At 44.1% G+C, this 17,309-nt stretch carries 16 protein-coding genes; 3 read left to right on the top strand and 13 right to left on the bottom strand.

Annotated features, from left to right (window positions below; genetic code table 11):
- Positions 1-100: 100 nt before the first annotated feature.
- From AC0YN6_RS00385 to AC0YN6_RS00340, 10 genes are all read right to left on the bottom strand, one after another.
- Positions 101-2,359 (bottom strand): penicillin-binding transpeptidase domain-containing protein, encoded by a 2,259-nt coding sequence (locus AC0YN6_RS00385; protein ID WP_475744324.1) that lies wholly within the window; start codon positions 2,357-2,359, stop codon positions 101-103.
- Positions 2,360-2,415: 56 nt separating this feature from the next.
- Positions 2,416-2,817 (bottom strand): cell division protein FtsL, encoded by a 402-nt coding sequence (ftsL2, locus tag AC0YN6_RS00380; protein WP_475744323.1) that lies wholly within the window; start codon positions 2,815-2,817, stop codon positions 2,416-2,418.
- A gap of 14 nt (positions 2,818-2,831) precedes the next feature.
- Positions 2,832-3,782 (bottom strand): 16S rRNA (cytosine(1402)-N(4))-methyltransferase RsmH, encoded by a 951-nt coding sequence (gene rsmH / locus AC0YN6_RS00375; RefSeq protein ID WP_475744321.1) that lies wholly within the window; start codon positions 3,780-3,782, stop codon positions 2,832-2,834.
- 29 nt (positions 3,783-3,811) lie between these two features.
- The gene (mraZ, locus tag AC0YN6_RS00370) at positions 3,812-4,249 is read right to left on the bottom strand and encodes a division/cell wall cluster transcriptional repressor MraZ (protein ID WP_475744320.1); all 438 of its coding nucleotides are present in this window, start codon (positions 4,247-4,249) and stop codon (positions 3,812-3,814) included.
- Between the two features lie 145 nt (positions 4,250-4,394).
- Positions 4,395-5,399 (bottom strand): DUF4349 domain-containing protein, encoded by a 1,005-nt coding sequence (locus AC0YN6_RS00365; RefSeq protein WP_475744319.1) that lies wholly within the window; start codon positions 5,397-5,399, stop codon positions 4,395-4,397.
- Positions 5,400-5,510: 111 nt separating this feature from the next.
- Positions 5,511-6,773, bottom strand: coding sequence for an adenosylhomocysteinase (locus tag AC0YN6_RS00360; protein WP_475744318.1), 1,263 nt, complete (start codon positions 6,771-6,773; stop codon positions 5,511-5,513).
- A 20-nt stretch (positions 6,774-6,793) separates the two neighbouring features.
- Positions 6,794-8,434, bottom strand: coding sequence for a bacillithiol biosynthesis cysteine-adding enzyme BshC (gene bshC, locus AC0YN6_RS00355; RefSeq protein WP_475744317.1), 1,641 nt, complete (start codon positions 8,432-8,434; stop codon positions 6,794-6,796).
- 151 nt (positions 8,435-8,585) lie between these two features.
- Positions 8,586-8,981 carry a DUF3397 domain-containing protein gene (locus AC0YN6_RS00350; protein WP_475744316.1) on the bottom strand — a complete coding sequence of 132 codons (396 nt, stop codon included), beginning with the start codon at positions 8,979-8,981 and terminating at the stop codon, positions 8,586-8,588.
- Positions 8,982-8,987: 6 nt separating this feature from the next.
- Positions 8,988-9,989, bottom strand: a complete 1,002-nt coding sequence (locus tag AC0YN6_RS00345) for a ketopantoate reductase family protein (protein WP_475744314.1) — start codon at positions 9,987-9,989, stop codon at positions 8,988-8,990.
- A 185-nt stretch (positions 9,990-10,174) separates the two neighbouring features.
- Positions 10,175-10,825 (bottom strand): RsfA family transcriptional regulator, encoded by a 651-nt coding sequence (locus AC0YN6_RS00340; RefSeq protein WP_475744313.1) that lies wholly within the window; start codon positions 10,823-10,825, stop codon positions 10,175-10,177.
- A 275-nt stretch (positions 10,826-11,100) separates the two neighbouring features.
- Here AC0YN6_RS00340 and AC0YN6_RS00335 point away from each other — a divergent pair, with 275 nt between their 5' ends.
- Positions 11,101-11,337 (top strand): DUF2626 domain-containing protein, encoded by a 237-nt coding sequence (locus tag AC0YN6_RS00335; RefSeq protein ID WP_053375484.1) that lies wholly within the window; start codon positions 11,101-11,103, stop codon positions 11,335-11,337.
- 106 nt (positions 11,338-11,443) lie between these two features.
- On the opposite strand, the gene AC0YN6_RS00330 is transcribed toward AC0YN6_RS00335, so the two are convergent.
- The gene (locus AC0YN6_RS00330) at positions 11,444-12,601 is read right to left on the bottom strand and encodes a class I SAM-dependent methyltransferase (RefSeq protein ID WP_475744312.1); all 1,158 of its coding nucleotides are present in this window, start codon (positions 12,599-12,601) and stop codon (positions 11,444-11,446) included.
- A 73-nt stretch (positions 12,602-12,674) separates the two neighbouring features.
- Between AC0YN6_RS00330 and AC0YN6_RS00325 the strand changes: the two genes are divergently transcribed.
- Positions 12,675-13,775 (top strand): coiled-coil domain-containing protein, encoded by a 1,101-nt coding sequence (locus tag AC0YN6_RS00325; RefSeq protein ID WP_475744311.1) that lies wholly within the window; start codon positions 12,675-12,677, stop codon positions 13,773-13,775.
- A gap of 76 nt (positions 13,776-13,851) precedes the next feature.
- On the opposite strand, the gene AC0YN6_RS00320 is transcribed toward AC0YN6_RS00325, so the two are convergent.
- The gene (locus tag AC0YN6_RS00320; protein WP_475744309.1) at positions 13,852-15,144 is read right to left on the bottom strand and encodes an extracellular solute-binding protein; all 1,293 of its coding nucleotides are present in this window, start codon (positions 15,142-15,144) and stop codon (positions 13,852-13,854) included.
- A 136-nt stretch (positions 15,145-15,280) separates the two neighbouring features.
- The gene (locus AC0YN6_RS00315) at positions 15,281-16,612 is read right to left on the bottom strand and encodes a PhoH family protein (protein WP_475744307.1); all 1,332 of its coding nucleotides are present in this window, start codon (positions 16,610-16,612) and stop codon (positions 15,281-15,283) included.
- Between the two features lie 119 nt (positions 16,613-16,731).
- Between AC0YN6_RS00315 and AC0YN6_RS00310 the strand changes: the two genes are divergently transcribed.
- Positions 16,732-17,271 carry a YhcN/YlaJ family sporulation lipoprotein gene (locus tag AC0YN6_RS00310; RefSeq protein WP_475744306.1) on the top strand — a complete coding sequence of 180 codons (540 nt, stop codon included), beginning with the start codon at positions 16,732-16,734 and terminating at the stop codon, positions 17,269-17,271.
- Positions 17,272-17,309: the final 38 nt, after the last annotated feature.

The raw sequence follows: 17,309 nt of genomic DNA, 5'->3' as shown, positions 1-17,309 counted from the left end.
GGAGCGCACGATTACGCTCATTCCCAGATTATTCGGGACAAGCGGACGATAGAACAAGCATTAACAAGGCAGCCTGCTTACTATGGAATGAACAAATGTTTTACTGTGGTGTTTCGTTCCCGTTATTGCTTGTATCGGAATCAGCTGCTTGCTCTTCATTCTTTGAAGACTGACCCTCGCCCTCTTCGCCTTCCGCTTCAGGTTTGCTTTCCTTATTGTCCGCGTCTTTCGCATCCTCTGGGTTAGGCAGTTTCTGAACGCTGTTCGGCGGAGCAAGTACGACCTTCAACACTCTTACGTTATTTAACGTCTCTTCCTTCTGAGATACGACATAGCCTTGTCCCTCAGGAATAAGCCTAATACCGATTAGCGACGTTAATTCTAGCGCATCCCTGAGTGATACACCCGTCAAGTCAGGAATAGCCAGCTTTTCCTTCGCCTCCGTTATGAGATATATCCGCTGTGTAGGATGTACAGCAGAACCAGCAGCTGGAATTTGCTGCAGCACGGTTTTACCGTTGCCAACTAATTCAGACGTCATTGCTTTTGCTTTCAATTCTGCTTTGGCCTGAGCAACGTTCATTTCAGTTAAATCCGGAACAGTTATCGTTGCTTCCTTTTTCACGTTTTTGGAATCATCTGAATAACTAGGGGCAACACCCATTTTTCGCAAACTTTTTTGAACGATTTGCTTAAACGCCGGTGCTGCTACAGTGCCTCCTGAAGCAAACGCAGAATTCGGTTCATCGACGACAACATAAACGACGATTTTGGGATTGTCAACCGGCGCATATCCAATAAAGGAAACGACGTACTTTGAATCTGAATATCCGGCTTTACCATTTACTGTAGTAACCTTTTGGGCTGTTCCTGTTTTACCTGCAACACGGTAGCCATCAATATAAGCGTTTTTACCAGAACCTATTTCCTGGTCGGATACAACCTGCTCTAAATATTCGCCAACCTTCTTAGAGGTATCCTCTGATATAACTTGACGGACCAGCTTTGGTTCAAAAGTCGTTGTCGTCTTGGTTGTCGGGTCCGTCATACTTTTCACGATTTGCGGTTGAAGCAGCTTCCCGCCGTTAGCAACCGCAGCGACCGCCGCAACCTGTTGAATAGGAGTAACCGTAACAACACCTTGACCAAAGGTCGCATTTGCGATTTCACTAGGATAACGGAAGTTAATAGTGCCGCTAAGCTCATTTCCAAGCTGAATTCCTGTTTTTTGCCCAAAACCAAAATTCGTATAATATTCTCTCAGCTTCTGTTCGCCTAATCGTTCATAACCAAGCTTGACGAACGCGACGTTACTGGAACGCTTTAATCCTTCCATAAACGTGATTTTCCCCCAGTTAGTCCTGATATCACGAATGGGATTACGTACACCTTTGATTTTAATTTGACCTGATTGATACTCCTCTTCCGGATTAAACACACCTTCTTCAACAGCTGCAGCCAGTGTCATAATTTTGAAAGTAGAGCCTGGCTCATACAATGATTTTATGGCATGATTATAAGAGTTCGCGTTGTTTTTCCAATATTCATTTGGATTATACTGCGGCACATTTGCCATAGCGAGAATCTCCATCGTATTGGGATCTGCCGCAATAGCTGTTGCGCTTTTTGGAGCATATTTCTCCATAATCTCCCGAAGCGCTTCCTCTACGTAATACTGAATCTCATTATCTATCGTTAATTTCATGTCTTGACCATCTTCTGCCGGCTTAAAATCTACTTCTCCCTCAGCGAGCTGAACGTACTCCCCATCCTTTTCATACTTGATATAACCGTTCTTACCCTGCAGTTGCTCGTTGAAAGATGCCTCAACACCTGTCATCGCTGTGCCCTCTTTGTCCAAATAGCCTACTAGCTGCGACGCTAGAGTATTTTGAGGGTAATAACGTTTTAAATTTTCTTCCAAGTCGATACCGACGCTATATAACCCCTTTTCTTCGGACAATTCTTTACGAAACTCTTTAATTTTATCGGCATGCGCTTTGTCTATTTGCCAGCCCCCGTTACGCACCTCCCGGTAAGCATAATAATTCCCGTCATCTTTTTTTGCGGTTACAATTTTCCGAAGTTCATCCTTCGGTACTTCAAGTATGTCGTGCAAGCCATTAATGACTTCCTCTGTAAGTTTCTGCTCGTCTATCAGCCTCGGATTAACAGAAACATTATAGGCCATTGTGTCCATTGCCAATACATTGCCATTGCGGTCGGCTATTGTCCCGCGCTTAGCCAACATCTTCTCTTCAGTAGACCATCTGGTTTTCGCTAGATTATACCAATCAGCACCTTCAACAACTTGTACGATATAAATTCTGCTTATTAAAAAGAGAAAAAGGAGGGTCATTACCCCTCCAAAAAAAAGTGTCCTCATTCTAATTCTTTTTTTCATCATCACACACCCTATTCACTCATTGCTGATTTTATCACGTCGTCACCTGTGTTCACGGTAATTCCACCCTCAACTGAGCTAACCATCCCTTGAGTCTCAGCAAGCTTGCGTATACGATCAAGATCACTGAGCACCTCAACTTGTTTCTTTAAGTCTTCCATCTCAACATTCATCGTTTGGTAGTCATTGTTGAGTTTTTTAATTTCAACTCTCATGTCATAGATTTGTGCATAGCGTAAAATTATGACACCAGCAACTGCAACGCATATTAGTATAGTAAACATATACAACAATTTTTCATGAACAGGTAAAGATTTACGAGTCTTTACAAGCCGTTTCGTTTCCTTGATAACTGTTTGTTGATCCTGCTTCCGCTTAGGTTGCAGTGCTAAATTGCCATTCACATACGCCAATTCAAATCCCCCTCTTACAATTTTTCTGCGACTCTAAGCTTTGCCGACCTCGCACGCGGGTTAAGCTCTAGTTCTCTCTCTGTAGGCACAATCGGCTTCCGATTGACTAATTTCACCTGCCCGACATTTCCACAGACACATAATGGAAAATCAGCTGGACAAGTACATTTCTCTACAAACTTCACAAATATCTGCTTGCATATACGATCTTCAAGTGAATGAAAAGTAATAACAGATGCCCGGCCTCCAGGTGCCAAACAACGAATGGTCTGCTCGAGCGCCTCTTCCTCAGCGCCAAGCTCGTCGTTCACAGCGATACGAAGCGCTTGAAAGGACCGCTTGGCGGGATGTCCGCCTGTACGCCTTGTAGCAGCAGGTATCGAATTCTTGATTAGTTCTGCCAACTCACCTGTCTTCTCGATAGGTGCCTTTTCCCTTGCTTTCACAATATTCCTAGCAATAGAACGAGCGAATTTCTCTTCGCCGTAACGGTCCAATATACGGGAAATATCACGTTCTTCCCATGTATTTACGATTTCATGAGCAGTTAGATCACCCTCTCGATCCATACGCATATCTAGAGGAGCATCGTGATTGTAGCTAAATCCGCGCTCTGCTTCATCCAATTGCGGACTAGAAACGCCAAGATCAAATAATATGCCATCGACTTGCGGTACACCACCCCGCATTGGAACGTTGCAGTTTCTAAGCTCCTGCTCCAAATCGCGGAAATTGCTTCTTACAAGTGTAACTTTATCTATATAAGGAGCAAGCCTAACACGGGCATTATCCAGCGCCCAGTCATCCTGATCGAATGCGATTAACCGCCCTCCTTCGCCTAAACGGGACGCAATTAATTCGCTATGCCCCGCTCCTCCAAGCGTACAATCGACGTAGATGCCGTCCGGCTTAATTGCCAGACCGTCAACCGCTTCTTCCAAAAGTACTGTTACATGCTGAAACACGCCTAAGCCCCCCATTCTTGTTGTCCATTCTAGAAGTTGAAATCGAAATCTACGAGTTTCTCGGCGATCTCGTTAAAGGTTTGCTCTGATTGCTCATAATAACCGTCCCATGTCTGTTTACTCCATATCTCAACACGACTGGATACGCCGAGCACCATACAATCTTTATCCAGCTTCGCATATTCGCGAAGATGGCTAGGTATATTTACCCTTCCCTGTTTATCCAGCTCACATTCGGTCGCTCCCGAAAAGAAAAACCGAGTAAATGCACGTGCGTCTGACTTCATAAGCGGCAGCGATTTGAGCTTCTGCTCCAAGACGCTCCACTCACTCATGGGATATACGAATAAGCAATTATCTAAACCGCGGGTTGCAATAAAAGAGGCGCCTAGCGAATCTCGGAATTTCGAAGGTATGATGATTCGGCCTTTCTCATCAATGCTATGTTGATATTCACCCATAAACATGACTTCGAACCACCCCTTCCCCTATTTCCACCACTTTGCCCCACTTTTCCCCACCTAGTTACAGTAGTTCGCCACCTAAAATAAAAATCCTGCTCAATGAGCAGGATTTTCTAAAATATTTCACAGTATTAAAGATTATTAATCATTACAGCACAGGAGGCTCTTCTTTATCTCGATTGGCTTGCTTTGGTTCTTTGTTTCTCCATCTCCTGTTAAGCCAAAACAAGGGGATCGAAATAACAGCAAGTACAGCTAACACTGGCAACGCGCCTGCTAATACAACCAGCAATAAATTAATAGCATCCCATAAAACCTTCGTAGTACTAATCAATGCATCAGACATCCTGCCGCCAAGATGCGGTTTATCCAAACTTTTATTTTTTAGCGTTTGATTCGTTTGGTACATTCGCAGCTCCACGGTTGAGAAAGCTACGTTATTATCCAAATAACGAACCCGTCCTTTGATTCGTTCAACTTCCTCCTGCACCGCTGAGAGCTGCTGTGAGAATTTTAACAGATCATCCGCCTTAGTCGCTTTATCCATCATCCCTAGCAGCCTAGTCTCAACTAACTGCTTCGCCTTTAGCCTTGATTCAAGATCAACATATTCCTCAGATACATCCTTGCCTCCGATATTCCGTTCAAAGGCGTTATGTTTAATTTGCTCCACTCGATCAATAAACGACATAAACCCCGCTGCAGGCACTTTGATCGTGTAGCTTGAACCGATTTCTCCTTCATGCTTCGTATCTTGAAATTGCAAGAGATAACCACCGCTTTGATGGATCGCGTTGCGAAGCGAGGTTGCAGCGGTTGCCAGTTCGTCTACTTGCATACTTAAAGCAGCAGTATAAATAATTTTCTGATTGAAACCATCTGTACCGATGGCCAACTGAGAATCTATCCCCCCGCCAATGGTTTTGCCCTGGTCATCTGCCTTGACAGAAAGCGATTCATCCTTAGCAGCTGTTTCAGTCGCAACATAGCTCGTCTCCCCATCCATGTTCCCCGGTGCTGTAGAATCCATCATTGCGAATTCCGAGCTTTGAGTGCTGCTTGCATTTTTATTAGAGGAAGAACAACCCACTAACATACCAATTAAAACGATTATTGAGATGAACGCTACAATTTCTTTTTTATGTCTATACAAGAAAATCCCCCCTACTTTTTATTTACCTTTAGACGCAGGCTGGGAATAAAAGGTTACAGTAGTATTGTTGCAACAAAAAAAGCCGCGATTGCTCGCGGCTTCATCATTTTTCTATTCTTCTTTCCAACTGTCGAGGTATGCTGACTGCTCTGTCGTCAGCTTATCAATACCGAAACCGAGCGACTGCAGCTTAAGTCTAGCAACTTGCTCATCAAGCTCGTAAGGCACATTAACGACTCTGCTGCCAATCGTTTTATATTGCTCATTTACATACTTTAGAGCAACCGCTTGAAGCGCGAAGGTCATATCCATAATTTCTGCAGGGTGACCATCACCAGCAGCCAAATTAACAAGGCGACCTTCTGCAAGCAAGTAGATGCTCCGGCCATCCTCCATCTTGTACTCCTCGATATTGCGACGAACGGTACGTACACTTGAAGATAAGGCAACAAGTTCAGGTTTGTTCGCTTCAACGTCAAAGTGACCGGCGTTTGAAATGATCGCTCCGTCTTTCATCACTTTATAATGTTCTCCGCGAATGACGTCACGATTACCTGTTACCGTAACGAAAAATTCTCCTACCTTCGCCGCTTCGATCATCGGCATCACAGCAAAACCGTCCATATACGCTTCGACCGCTTTAATCGCATCGATCTCAGTTACAACGACATTGGCGCCAAGACCCTTCGCACGCATTGCAACACCCTTACCACACCAGCCATAACCGACAACGACAACTGTTTTACCAGCAACCATAAGGTTGGTCGTCCGATTAATACCATCCCAAACCGATTGCCCCGTACCGTAGCGATTATCAAAAAGATGCTTACAATAGGCGTCATTCACAGCGACCATCGGGAATTTCAGTGAACCATCCTTCTCCATCGCTTTCAACCTAATGATTCCTGTCGTCGTCTCTTCCGCTCCACCGCGCAGGTTTTCACCAAACTCTGGATGCTCCGAGTTAAGAATTGTAGCAAGGTCACCGCCATCATCAATAATTAGATCCGGTTTCCACTCAAGGGCTTTAACATTAAGCGCCTTAAATTCCTCCGCACTTGGATTATATTTCGCATAGACGGTTATGCCATCCTCTACAAGAGCGGCACAAACATCATCTTGTGTAGATAATGGATTGCTGCCCGTAATTGTGACTTCAGCACCGCCCGCTTTAACCACTTTAGCCAAATAAGCTGTTTTCGCTTCCAAATGGAGAGCGATTGTAACCTTCAGTCCTTTAAACGGCTGTTCCTTCTCAAATTGCTCACGAATGGTATTCAATACCGGCATATGCGCGGCTACCCAATCAATCTTTAAATGACCTTCCGGCGCCAACGATAAATCGGCGACAATACTTTGATTTGCTCTACTCACTCTAACTACCTCCCATTATTTCATAAATATACAATTTCATGTCCGCCTGTACGGCTATATGGTGCTTCAAGCAGCTTCTCAAGCCAAGTCAAGCTGTATCGATTCCAGTAGGCTGTCATATTAAGCACGCGCTCCTGTGGTTTGTTCTGCGGTTTAATAGACAGATGGATACGATCAAGCTGACGCGTGGAAGCTTCGAATTGTTTATTGAAGGCGTCAACTGTCTTCGAGCCCATATAGTTGATTTGCTCAACAATTTTTTGCAAATTGGTGTCCCCGAGCTTAGAGAGCGACGGTTGAACAGACGTTGACAGTTCAAGCAGAGGTTTGTATAGCTGCTCAAACGTTTCCCTTGCTTCTGTAAATTGCTGTTCAATGGACAATCCATCCTGCGCCTTCAACCATTTTCCCTTGCGATCATCGAAATGTTCCATAACATCTTCAAAGGAAAGCTCATACTTGTCCATATTCTTGGCTACGGTTCCTTCAATTAATGTATAGGACATTCGCGGCACAATGATTGGCATCTCCATATTTAACGTGCGGAAAGCATCTCCAGTTAACGCCCAATATGCAATTTCGCCAGGTCCGAGCACAGTCGCAAGCACAGGGAACAGATAATCCTGCATAAGCGGCCTCGTTAGGACGTTATTGCTAAGCTGCTGCGGTTTCTCATCAGCGATTTGAAGGAGCTGTTCCTTTGAAAGCGAGACTTGCTCCTTCCGATCTTGAAATTGTCCGTCCTTCTTGTGAAGAAGCGTTCTTTCTTCACCGTTTGCCGTGTTGAATAGGAATAGATTGGCGCTGCCAGGCGTTACATCTGCCTGAAGACTATAACCAAGCTCCTTCACCTTTGCAGCAGAAGCAGCATACGCTTTCTCCAAGTCATCGTTCTTCTCGATAATCTTCCTGAACATTGGAGCTTCTAAACGACGAATGCCCTCATAATCAGCATCGATCATAACTAAGCCCTGTTTCCCAAACAAATGACTCAAAATCATCGCAAAAAAATCAGATAATGACTCTGCTTGATTTGACATTTGACGCAATTCTTCCAACATAACAGGTTTAAACTCCGAATGCGGCAGAGTTTGCTCGAGCTCTGCAAGCAGCTCTTCCCATGCTTCGTCTGAAATACTAATGCGGCTCACGGATGTGCGTGCCCCTTCAGGACGCGTTACCGACAGCTTGCGAAGCTCCTGCTCTGCTGTAATGAAGTAAGCATGGTTGGCCTCGTCCCAGTCATGATCTTCGCCTGCGACCCAAAAAACAGGTACAACGGTCCGCCCAAGCTGTTCGCTCGCGGATTTCGCCGCACTAATGATCGATACCGCTTTATGTATGACAAGTAACGGTCCTGTCCACAAACCCGCTTGCTGACCTCCGACAACTACTGGAGCTCCTTCCGCAATAGCAGAAATAGAAGCAAACATTTCCGGCGCTGCATTAATTGATTCATTGTATATACGAAGCACACGTGCTACTTCTACAGCCTCAGCTCTAACGTCTCCGCTTTGCTCTAAACGCTTGCTGCGTTTAACCCAATCTTGGTCCGATCCCGCATGATAGCCGTATAATTCATTCAGACGATCATCATTCCGATGTATATAAGCCTCAGTCAAAGGCTGAGCACTAGGCAATGCATAGGTATCTGTTCTCATAGCGATGCCCATAACCTCCCGCTTAATAGTCGTCAAAGCGACTTCATAATTAAAAAAAGCTCAACGATTCAATTGTACACAAAGGTGAAGCCGTCCGTCAAAATAAAAACACCCCTACTTATTAGAGGCGTTTAGTAATTTTAAAATGCAGTTAGGTGCTTAGAACCAATTTGCCGATACCGAAGCACATAAATACGATATACAGCAAGCTCATCGTAAAAAAACTAAGCCGCCAGATCGTCCGAAAAACTTTTTTGGCGTCCACCGCTCCGCGCTTGCGGAACTGCGCATTTCCAAGTAATCCTCCGCCTAGAAGCATGAATAGCAAAATACCGTAAATTCCAAATTTGCTGTTAAAAAGGTCATCAAACAATACGGCCACACAGCCAATCAGCAGCGCTGTAGTAACATCCATCGCGATTCGAAACGCTTTCTTCCGATCCTGTATATACGCCCCATAACCAAATAATATGATGGTGAAGGGGATGATTGGAATGACAGCCAAATAAGCGTATGCCATTTTGATGCTATCCCAAATCACTTCCATTAGTCATCACTCCTTCATATTCAGCTTAGGATGCAGCGCTTGCACCATCTTTACTATTGCTTGATTTAATGGCGCCTGCAGCCCATTCTTCTCAGCCAGCCGCAAAACTCCGCCATTAATCGCATCAATTTCAGTAACTCTTCCTGCGCGAACATCACTAAGCATGGATGAAATATTATGACTCGTTTGCTTGCAGACGTTCATGATTAGCTCCCAGCCGTCCTCTGGCAATGACATTCCAGCGCTTACGAGTACGCTTTCGGTTTCTGCATACAGCGCTTCCATGAGCTTCACTCCGGAAGGATGATGAGGCAATTGTCCGTTCTCGACATCCAAAATAGCCGTTAATGGATTGATCACTGCATTGATAAGCAGCTTTTTAAATATTCGATTCTCCAAGTCTTTCGACAGATAAGAGGCAAATCCTGCCGATTCTAACAAGGAAATCAACATTTTTTGCGAGATATCTAGAGATTCATCTTGTTTGCGCTCATTTCCTTCCCATTTCCCAAGCCAAAGCTGTCCTTTGCCTGTATGCTCAACGGAACGAGAATCGAGCCGCTTTGCTCCTTCCGTTGTCACGCCCGCGAACAAAGGATACGGAGGAAGCTTGGATTGAATTCTCTCCAAGTGGCCAATCCCATTTTGCAAACAAACAACAGCAGTACGCTCCGTGTCAAAGCTGCTGAGCAGCAAAGCGAGCATATTTAGAAACCGATCATCCATATCTGTCTGTTTAACTGTAAGCAGTACCCAGCGAAAATTATGATCCCTGTTTTCTATGTTGTGTGCTCTTCCTTGGTCAGATACCGATCCGCTGCATAAGCCTTTCACACGAATCAACTGCTCTTTCTTCCCGCCAAGTTCTCTAAGCCTAATTCCTTGGTCGTTAAGCAGATCCGCCTGTACCTTACTGCGCGTCCATATCGTAACATTAGCACCCGCTTCTGCTAGCTTCGCCCCATAAAGCAGTCCTAGCGAACCGCCTCCCACAACATCAATTTGCACATTAGTCTCCTTCTGAACATCTGCTGCTCATCGCTATATTGCTAATAATCGTATCAAATTTACCGAAATTATTGCAACTGATATATGTCTGACTGGATTATTATTACTTTAAATGGAATGATATAAAAAATAAAGAGAAGCTAACCCGCATTGCAGGCTAGCCCCTCTATTTTACACATAATAACTTATTCAATCCGTTCTAAATTACCGTTAGCGTCCATCTTGAATCTTGACTTAGCTTCATCTTCGCTTGTTAACACGGTAAGCCTTCTCGCTCGATCCATAATCTGAATGAGTGTCTTGTAATCATCGTTAACAGCCCGATAATCGGTTTGAACATTGTTAACCTCTTTGGACAATCTCTCATTCTGATCACGCAAACGGTATAGCTCTTCCTCTTTTTCTTTCAGTTCTTTCTCATACCATTTGAGTTGGCGAGTTAAATCCTGATAGGTCGTCTTCCATCCACGAAGAAAACGAATGACAGCATCTACCGATAAACCTTCCTCAATCGAACCGCTATCTTGCTTAAATCCACGTTCTTCCGTTTCAAAAACGGCAATTGATGATACATGCGGCGTTGCGATAATCGTTTGTTTTTTTAAATAATTACGCTTCTGGCGCTGCTGCTTTGCGATTTGTATTGCATCCTCATAGCGTTTGCGAACGCAACTATTCCAACGGAATCCGCATGCTGCGGATGTACGTCCGATTCGTTCGCCCACTTCCTCAAAAGCTGCAAGCTGAGTACTTCCTTCGCGAATATGGCGTAGTGTAACCTCGGCGAGGATGAGATCATCGTCTGGACTCCACGCATCTTGTCTAATTGCTGTCATGCAACAAAAACCTCCTAACGTAAAGGCGCTTACTTTATCTCTATGCCCTTGGTAGAGTTCATAGAATCTATTGGATACTAATTTGTATAACCAAATTTTCAATTACTCATACATGTTAAGTCCTATATTTGAGCAAACTATATCTAACTCAGCATGAGTTATCAGCAAATAAACAAAAAGTTTGCGATTTGTTACTTATTATGGTTTACACTTATTTCTTCAAACGTTATAATGATCATTAGAAAATCGGGTCGCAGCGAGAGGGGGATGTTATCATGGCACGCATGTATCGGGTACTAGGTTTTTGGACCCTGGTAATCGGACTTATGGCTTTTGCAGGCCATATGACGGAATTTGCGCTATTGTTTTTTGCACAAGCCGTTGCTTTCGTATTTCTAGGCTACTTGAATTTCTCCGAGAGAACTTACATCGTAATGTTCTGGGGATATATGATCATTTCATTCGTGGGTTTCACGTATTGGTCGGTCTTCAAGATGGACTTGCCGTTCTAACAAAGGCGTCAGCGAAATACGCCAAGGCAAGCTACATAATAAGCCACGCTTAACAAGAAAAAGGTGTCAGCTCCTTATGGACTGACACCTTTTTTCTTATTCCTGGCTATGTTTTCTCCATTACCATCACCTTAAACGTTTCGCTCATTTGATCACTAAGCAGAAGCTGTCTAATCGATCTATTCAACCTTGCTTCCTTGCTAAAGGGATCGGTGCTGTTATGGTTCTGAAGCATATCCAGTACTCCGTTCTCAATTAAAAACTGCTTCTGCGTCATATAGCTCTTCACCTGAAAACCGCACTCCTCAGCCTCCTGACGAATAAATGTAAATGGCAAATGTGAAGTCATATCCTGCTCACCGATTCGAATATACGGATTTGTGTTCGTTTGATGATGCGAATAACATAAAAAAGTACCCAGCATACGGTGCTCAGCCGTATATTCTTCGGCTTCATGTCCATAATCAATAATAATAAGCCGCCCCTTTTTCATTACCGTTCCCAATCGCTTAAGGAAATCGACAGCACCTGTATGTACCTCAGTTTGTTGTCCCTCCAGCAATTGCACACCATCTCGTTCAAACCATTCATATATACGCGTATCTGTAATTGGCATATGTACCTCAAAAAAACCTTGCACAGCATTCCAAGCAACGCCAAGCTCAACCAACTGCCCATTTACCCGTTGAACACGGTGTACTGGGAACGCATCAAACAGCTCGTTTGCAAGCACCAGCGCCGGCTGCATCAACCAACTCGCTTCCCAAGCATCATCTGACGAAACAAGCAGCGGCATCTTACCAAATAAGCAGTCAACCTCTTCAAAAGCTTTCTGCGCCGCTTGAACATGGGCTGAATGATCCTCAATAAGAATAGATTGGATGCTGCTCATCCACTTTGAGCTTTGATTGCAGCCTGCCTCAGCTATTTGAGCTGATAATCTGCCCGTGCCTGCCCCCCATTCGATAAGGTTAAGCGGCTCATTCACAATTTTCGCATAGTTCAACACATATTTAGCAAGAACCCCCGCCAGCACTCGTCCAATTCCTGAGCTCGTATAGAAATCACCCTCTTTACCAACTCTAATCGGTCCTGAGCGGTAATAGCCGAATCTTGCATCATATAAACAAGCATTCATATACTCATAAAACGAAATGCATCTGAAAGTTTGCTCTTCGTCAGTCTTATCTATTCGCCATCCGCAAGCAGTTGAATCGGCAATAGTTGCTGCTATCGAAGCAGCCAGTGCGTTTTCCTTCATCATAAAGTTCATCCTTTTCCAAATGTAAGATATAATAGAATGGATTGCCGCATAAAATGAATGCTGAGGAGGGACGATGCCGTTGACATTGCCAGCCAGGCGCAATCGATTACTTATAACAGCAACATCGATGCTTCTAATCGCTTTGCTTCTGCTTCAGATTCCCGTGTGGGCCCTTCCGGTTGATGAGGAGGATATGCATTCTCTGCTTGAAAAGAGCTTGTCTGTTGTTGAAATTGATAAAGAAATTATCCGCATACAAGAACAGAAACAGCAGCTTATGCTGACCATGACGGATACGGAGAAGCAACTGCTGCTTCAGGAACAGCAAATTACGGACAAGCAAGAGGAAGCAGGAAATGTCCTGCGTGCTTACTATATGGGAGAACGGGATTTTTTACTTAGCGCACTTCTATCGTTTGATTCATTATCGGAGTTATTTCAAATGCTCGATTATGCAGAAATTATACTTACTCATGACAAGCATACCTTGAATACATATGTCGAGCAATATAAGAAAGTTAAGGATGGTTATGAGAAGCTTGAAACGAGGAAAAATGAGCTAAACACATTAGAGAAACAACTCCTGACACAGAAAGAGCGCGTATTAGCGCTTGAGAAGCAGCTTGATGAGCAGCTTACTGGACGTTCGGATGAAGATCGAATACGTATTTTGATGAAAGAGCTAACCTCTTACTGGGAAACGTCAGGTGTAAACGAGGTCAAACAATATTTCCGAGCGCTCTCAAAGGCAATGCAGAACCTGCCAAGCTGGGTGCAAGAAAATAAGGAATTGCTTGAGATTAAGGGTTTTCAGTATACGATTCGAGTGCCCGAAGATGATTTAAATGCATTTCTACGCGAGCAAAATGATATTTTCAAACATTTTTCATTTGAATTTATTGATGGAAAAGTCATTGCTCAAGGAAAACGAGACAATATGGAAATAAAAGTTACAGGTCATTATACCATTGAGAATGATCCCAAAAACGCCATCCTATTTCATGTAGATGAACTTTCTTTTAACGGATTCACTCTGCCAGACACTACTCGCAGCGCATTGGAGAAGGAATTTGATCTTGGGTTTTACCCCGATTTAATCGTTTCCTTTCTCAAAGCGAATGCTGTTGATATGAAAGACGGCGAGCTCACAATAAAGCTTAGCATTAAGCTGTAACCCTTGCTATCGTACATCAACTATACCCAAAGAGCCTGCCGTCATTACACAATGCGGCAGGCTCTTTCTCTTTGGGTTATTCCTCAAGTGCGGTAAACGATTGAATATATGCTGCGAGCTGAAACGAGCCTTCGGAATGCTTCTTCCATAATTGCTCTCTTTGCCACCATTTCTCAGGCCAAAGCGGATCTGGAATCGGAGTTTCTTCTGCTGACAGCTTGGTGTTCAGCACTTTCTTCCACCAAGCAGGCGGTATATGACTTTGTTCACTTAGCAGCGAGCTGTTAATAGCGTATAAGGAAGCTCTAGCAGGCAAATAACCTAAACTGTCATACGTCAGCTGCTGATTCATGAGATCGGTCATCTCTTGAACCCATAGCATCGTTTCATCCTCATTATCCGTGTTCGAAGAGATCACATAGCTTCGTCCATTCAGCCACGGGTAATTCACTTGCTCTCGATCGATACTGAGTTTATCGCCCAAGCTCTCATGTAAACGCTCGTATTGATCCCAAGGAATAACTGCTGCCAGCAGACGATTGTCTTGAAATGCCCCGCTTAATTGGTTGGTCGCATCCGTATGGATTCGGCTCAAATACGGTTCCATTTGCTGGAACCATTCTAGCTGTATAGCTTCGTGCTCACTGAGTGGAAACATCTTCAGCAGATGGATTGGTTTCGCTTGGAATGCAGCTAACCACACAAGCTGCTGCTGCAAATCACCTGCGCTCCAATTGACAATGCTCACCTCCGGATGAAGCTCCACCGTTTTTAAAGCGGCAGCCTGAAAGGAAGCCCAATCGGCAGGAGGTGTCTTAAGCCCTGCCTCCATAAGCAGAGTACTATTCCATACGATTATGTAAGGGTTCAAGTCCTTCGGAACTCCCCATAGATATCCGTTCCATTTGAGAGAGTCTAACAATCCCGACATTTGATCCGTAAGCATATCACCTGTCATAATGCTGTCTACAGGCTTTAGAAACCCTTGTACGGCAAACGATCTAACAAATCCATTATCTAACAGTATAATATCTGCTGCTTCTCTCTGCTGACTCTGAAGCGACCAGAGTGTATATGCTTCTTCTTTCTCAGGGACATTGGACAATTCCACTTTAATTTGTGGATATTTCATCATAAAACTCCGATTCAGTTCCTGCAGCTGCTGGTATTGTAAGTAAGGCAAGGAAACGCTTACAGAAATGTCTGACAGCTGATCAACAACAAGAGCACCAGGGGCTGGCAGCACATTTGATTTGCCGTCCGGCTTTCCGATGCTAACCGTATTTGTATTTCTTGAGAATGGGATAAGTAATAACGCTGCTAACAGTAATGCGCCGAATAGAACCAGCACGTATTTTCTGGGAGTCACAGCCTACTTCCTTTCATCCATGAATCTACTGAAAATAGGATATCAATAAAATGTTTTTTTGTCCAAATGAACCTTTAGAAAAATGCTGTAACAATAAAAAATACCCCCTCTTCGAAGAGGGGGCCTCATTTCTATACTACAGTAAGTCAGCTGCTAGTTGAGCCAGCTTGGATCGTTCCCCTTTCTCCAGCGTCATATGACCGCTAATTCCTTCCGATTTGAAACGCTCCACAATATGCGTTAAACCGTTACTGATGGAATCCAGATAAGGATGATCAATTTGCTCAGGGTCACCCATGAGAACAATTTTGCTGCCTTCCCCAACCCGCGACACAATCGTCTTCACTTCATGCTTCGTAAGGTTTTGTGCCTCGTCAATGATGATGAATTGTCCCGGAATAGATCGACCGCGAATATAGGTTAGCGCCTCAACTTGAATGCTTCCCATTCCCATCAAAATTTTATCGATGTCACCTGATTTCTTCGTATCAAACAAATATTCTAAATTATCATAAATCGGCTGCATCCACGGTCGCAGCTTCTCTTCCTTCTCGCCTGGTAGATACCCGATATCCTTCCCCATGGGAACAACCGGTCTCGCGATTAGCAGCTTCTTATACTTATGCTCATCCTCTGTCTTCAAAAGGCCTGCTGCAAGTGCGAGAAGCGTCTTACCCGTACCAGCCTTACCTGTAAGCGTCACGAGCGGGATATCGTCATTTAGGAGCATCTCAAGCGCCATACGCTGCTGAGCATTGCGAGCCGTTATTCCCCATACAGCATCATTGCTCAAAAATAATGGCTCAAGTCTTGCTCCGTCCTGACTAACTTTCAGCAGCGCGGACTTCGAGGTTCCCATTTCATCACGCAAAATTACGAACTCATTCGGATTCAATCGGATCTTCAAGTGCATGTTGTTCACGGTTAGAAAACGATAAGTGTAAAACTCGTCAATGACAGCGGGATGAACGTAGAGTGTCAAATAACCCGCATAGAAATCCGACGATACTACCACTCTATCTGATAAATAATCCTGTGCCTGCAAGCCAAGAACGTCAGCCTTGATTCGAACGAGTACGTCCTTGCTTACTAATACAATGCTTTGTTTCTCAGGTTCATTTTCCTGCTCTATATGGTAATTCAGCGCAACCGCCAAAATCCGATTATCATTAGTCATTTCACCAAACATTTCTTGCACTCGCATAAAACTACGGTGATTTAATTCCACCTTAAGAACGCCTCCGCTTGGAAGCTCTATCCCCTCATGCAAATGCCCCTTTTCTCTCATCTTATCGAGTAATCGCGAGATCGAACGCGCATTTCGTCCTAATTCATCTGCCAACCTCTTCTTAGAATCAATTTCCTCCAACACGACCGCGGGAATTATAACTTCATTATCGTCGAAAGCAAAAATCGCTTGCGGATCATGAAGCAGCACATTTGTATCGAGCACGAATATTTTTTTCATGAGAACCCTCCCGGTGTTGGATATTCATTCGAGGCCATACATAGCATAACGCTGCTGCGGGTAAACTATGGCGGACAGGTGACTATCAGCTTTTCATCGAGAAAAAAGAGGTGGCAAACATGTTCAAATGGCTTACTTCAGCGATCATTGTTGCGATTGTAGCGACAGGTTGCAGCACCGTCGCACGTAATGAAACATCACCCTCTCCACGAAATAATGGCCGTGTCCATACGCAGCAAACTGAGCCAAGAAAAAAAGAAATTAAAAACTCGGAGCAGGTTGCGGTACATCTGGAGCAGTTGGCCAAAGGAATTGAAGGAGTAACGAACGCGCACTGTGTCGTGTTCGGAAATACTGCAATTGTCGGCATCGATGTTGACGCCAAGATGGAGCGTTCAAGAGTCGGCACAATTAAATATTCGGTTGCCGAAGCATTTCGTAAAGATCCATACGGCATAGATGCACTTGTAACAGCGGATATCGATATAGCACAGAGAATTAATGAAATCGGTGCTGACATTCGTCGTGGCCGACCTATAACAGGTTTCGCAGAGGAAATGGCCGATATTATAGGAAGAATAATTCCACAGATGCCTCGTGATGTCATGCCGCAGGAACTCGAAAAACAGGAAGTACCAAAAAAGAATAAGAAATTGTAAAGACCCTATGAAGGCACAAAAAGCCTAGTGAGCAAATC

The sequence above is a fragment of the Paenibacillus sp. J22P15 genome, from assembly GCF_056269345.1.
This window is presented reverse-complemented; position numbering and strand designations above follow the sequence as displayed.

Excerpts from the sequence above, each read along its gene's own strand:
- AC0YN6_RS00385 (WP_475744324.1), bottom strand. The coding sequence starts at position 2,359 with ATGACCCTCCTTTTTCTCTTTTTAATAAGCAGAATTTATATCGTACAA.
- mraZ (WP_475744320.1), bottom strand. The coding sequence starts at position 4,249 with ATGTTTATGGGTGAATATCAACATAGCATTGATGAGAAAGGCCGAATC.
- bshC (WP_475744317.1), bottom strand. The coding sequence starts at position 8,434 with ATGAGAACAGATACCTATGCATTGCCTAGTGCTCAGCCTTTGACTGAG.
- AC0YN6_RS00350 (WP_475744316.1), bottom strand. The coding sequence starts at position 8,981 with ATGGAAGTGATTTGGGATAGCATCAAAATGGCATACGCTTATTTGGCT.
- AC0YN6_RS00340 (WP_475744313.1), bottom strand. The coding sequence starts at position 10,825 with ATGACAGCAATTAGACAAGATGCGTGGAGTCCAGACGATGATCTCATC.
- AC0YN6_RS00335 (WP_053375484.1), top strand. The coding sequence starts at position 11,101 with ATGGCACGCATGTATCGGGTACTAGGTTTTTGGACCCTGGTAATCGGA.
- AC0YN6_RS00330 (WP_475744312.1), bottom strand. The coding sequence starts at position 12,601 with ATGATGAAGGAAAACGCACTGGCTGCTTCGATAGCAGCAACTATTGCC.
- AC0YN6_RS00325 (WP_475744311.1), top strand. The coding sequence starts at position 12,675 with ATGCCGTTGACATTGCCAGCCAGGCGCAATCGATTACTTATAACAGCA.
- AC0YN6_RS00315 (WP_475744307.1), bottom strand. The coding sequence starts at position 16,612 with ATGAAAAAAATATTCGTGCTCGATACAAATGTGCTGCTTCATGATCCG.
- AC0YN6_RS00310 (WP_475744306.1), top strand. The coding sequence starts at position 16,732 with ATGTTCAAATGGCTTACTTCAGCGATCATTGTTGCGATTGTAGCGACA.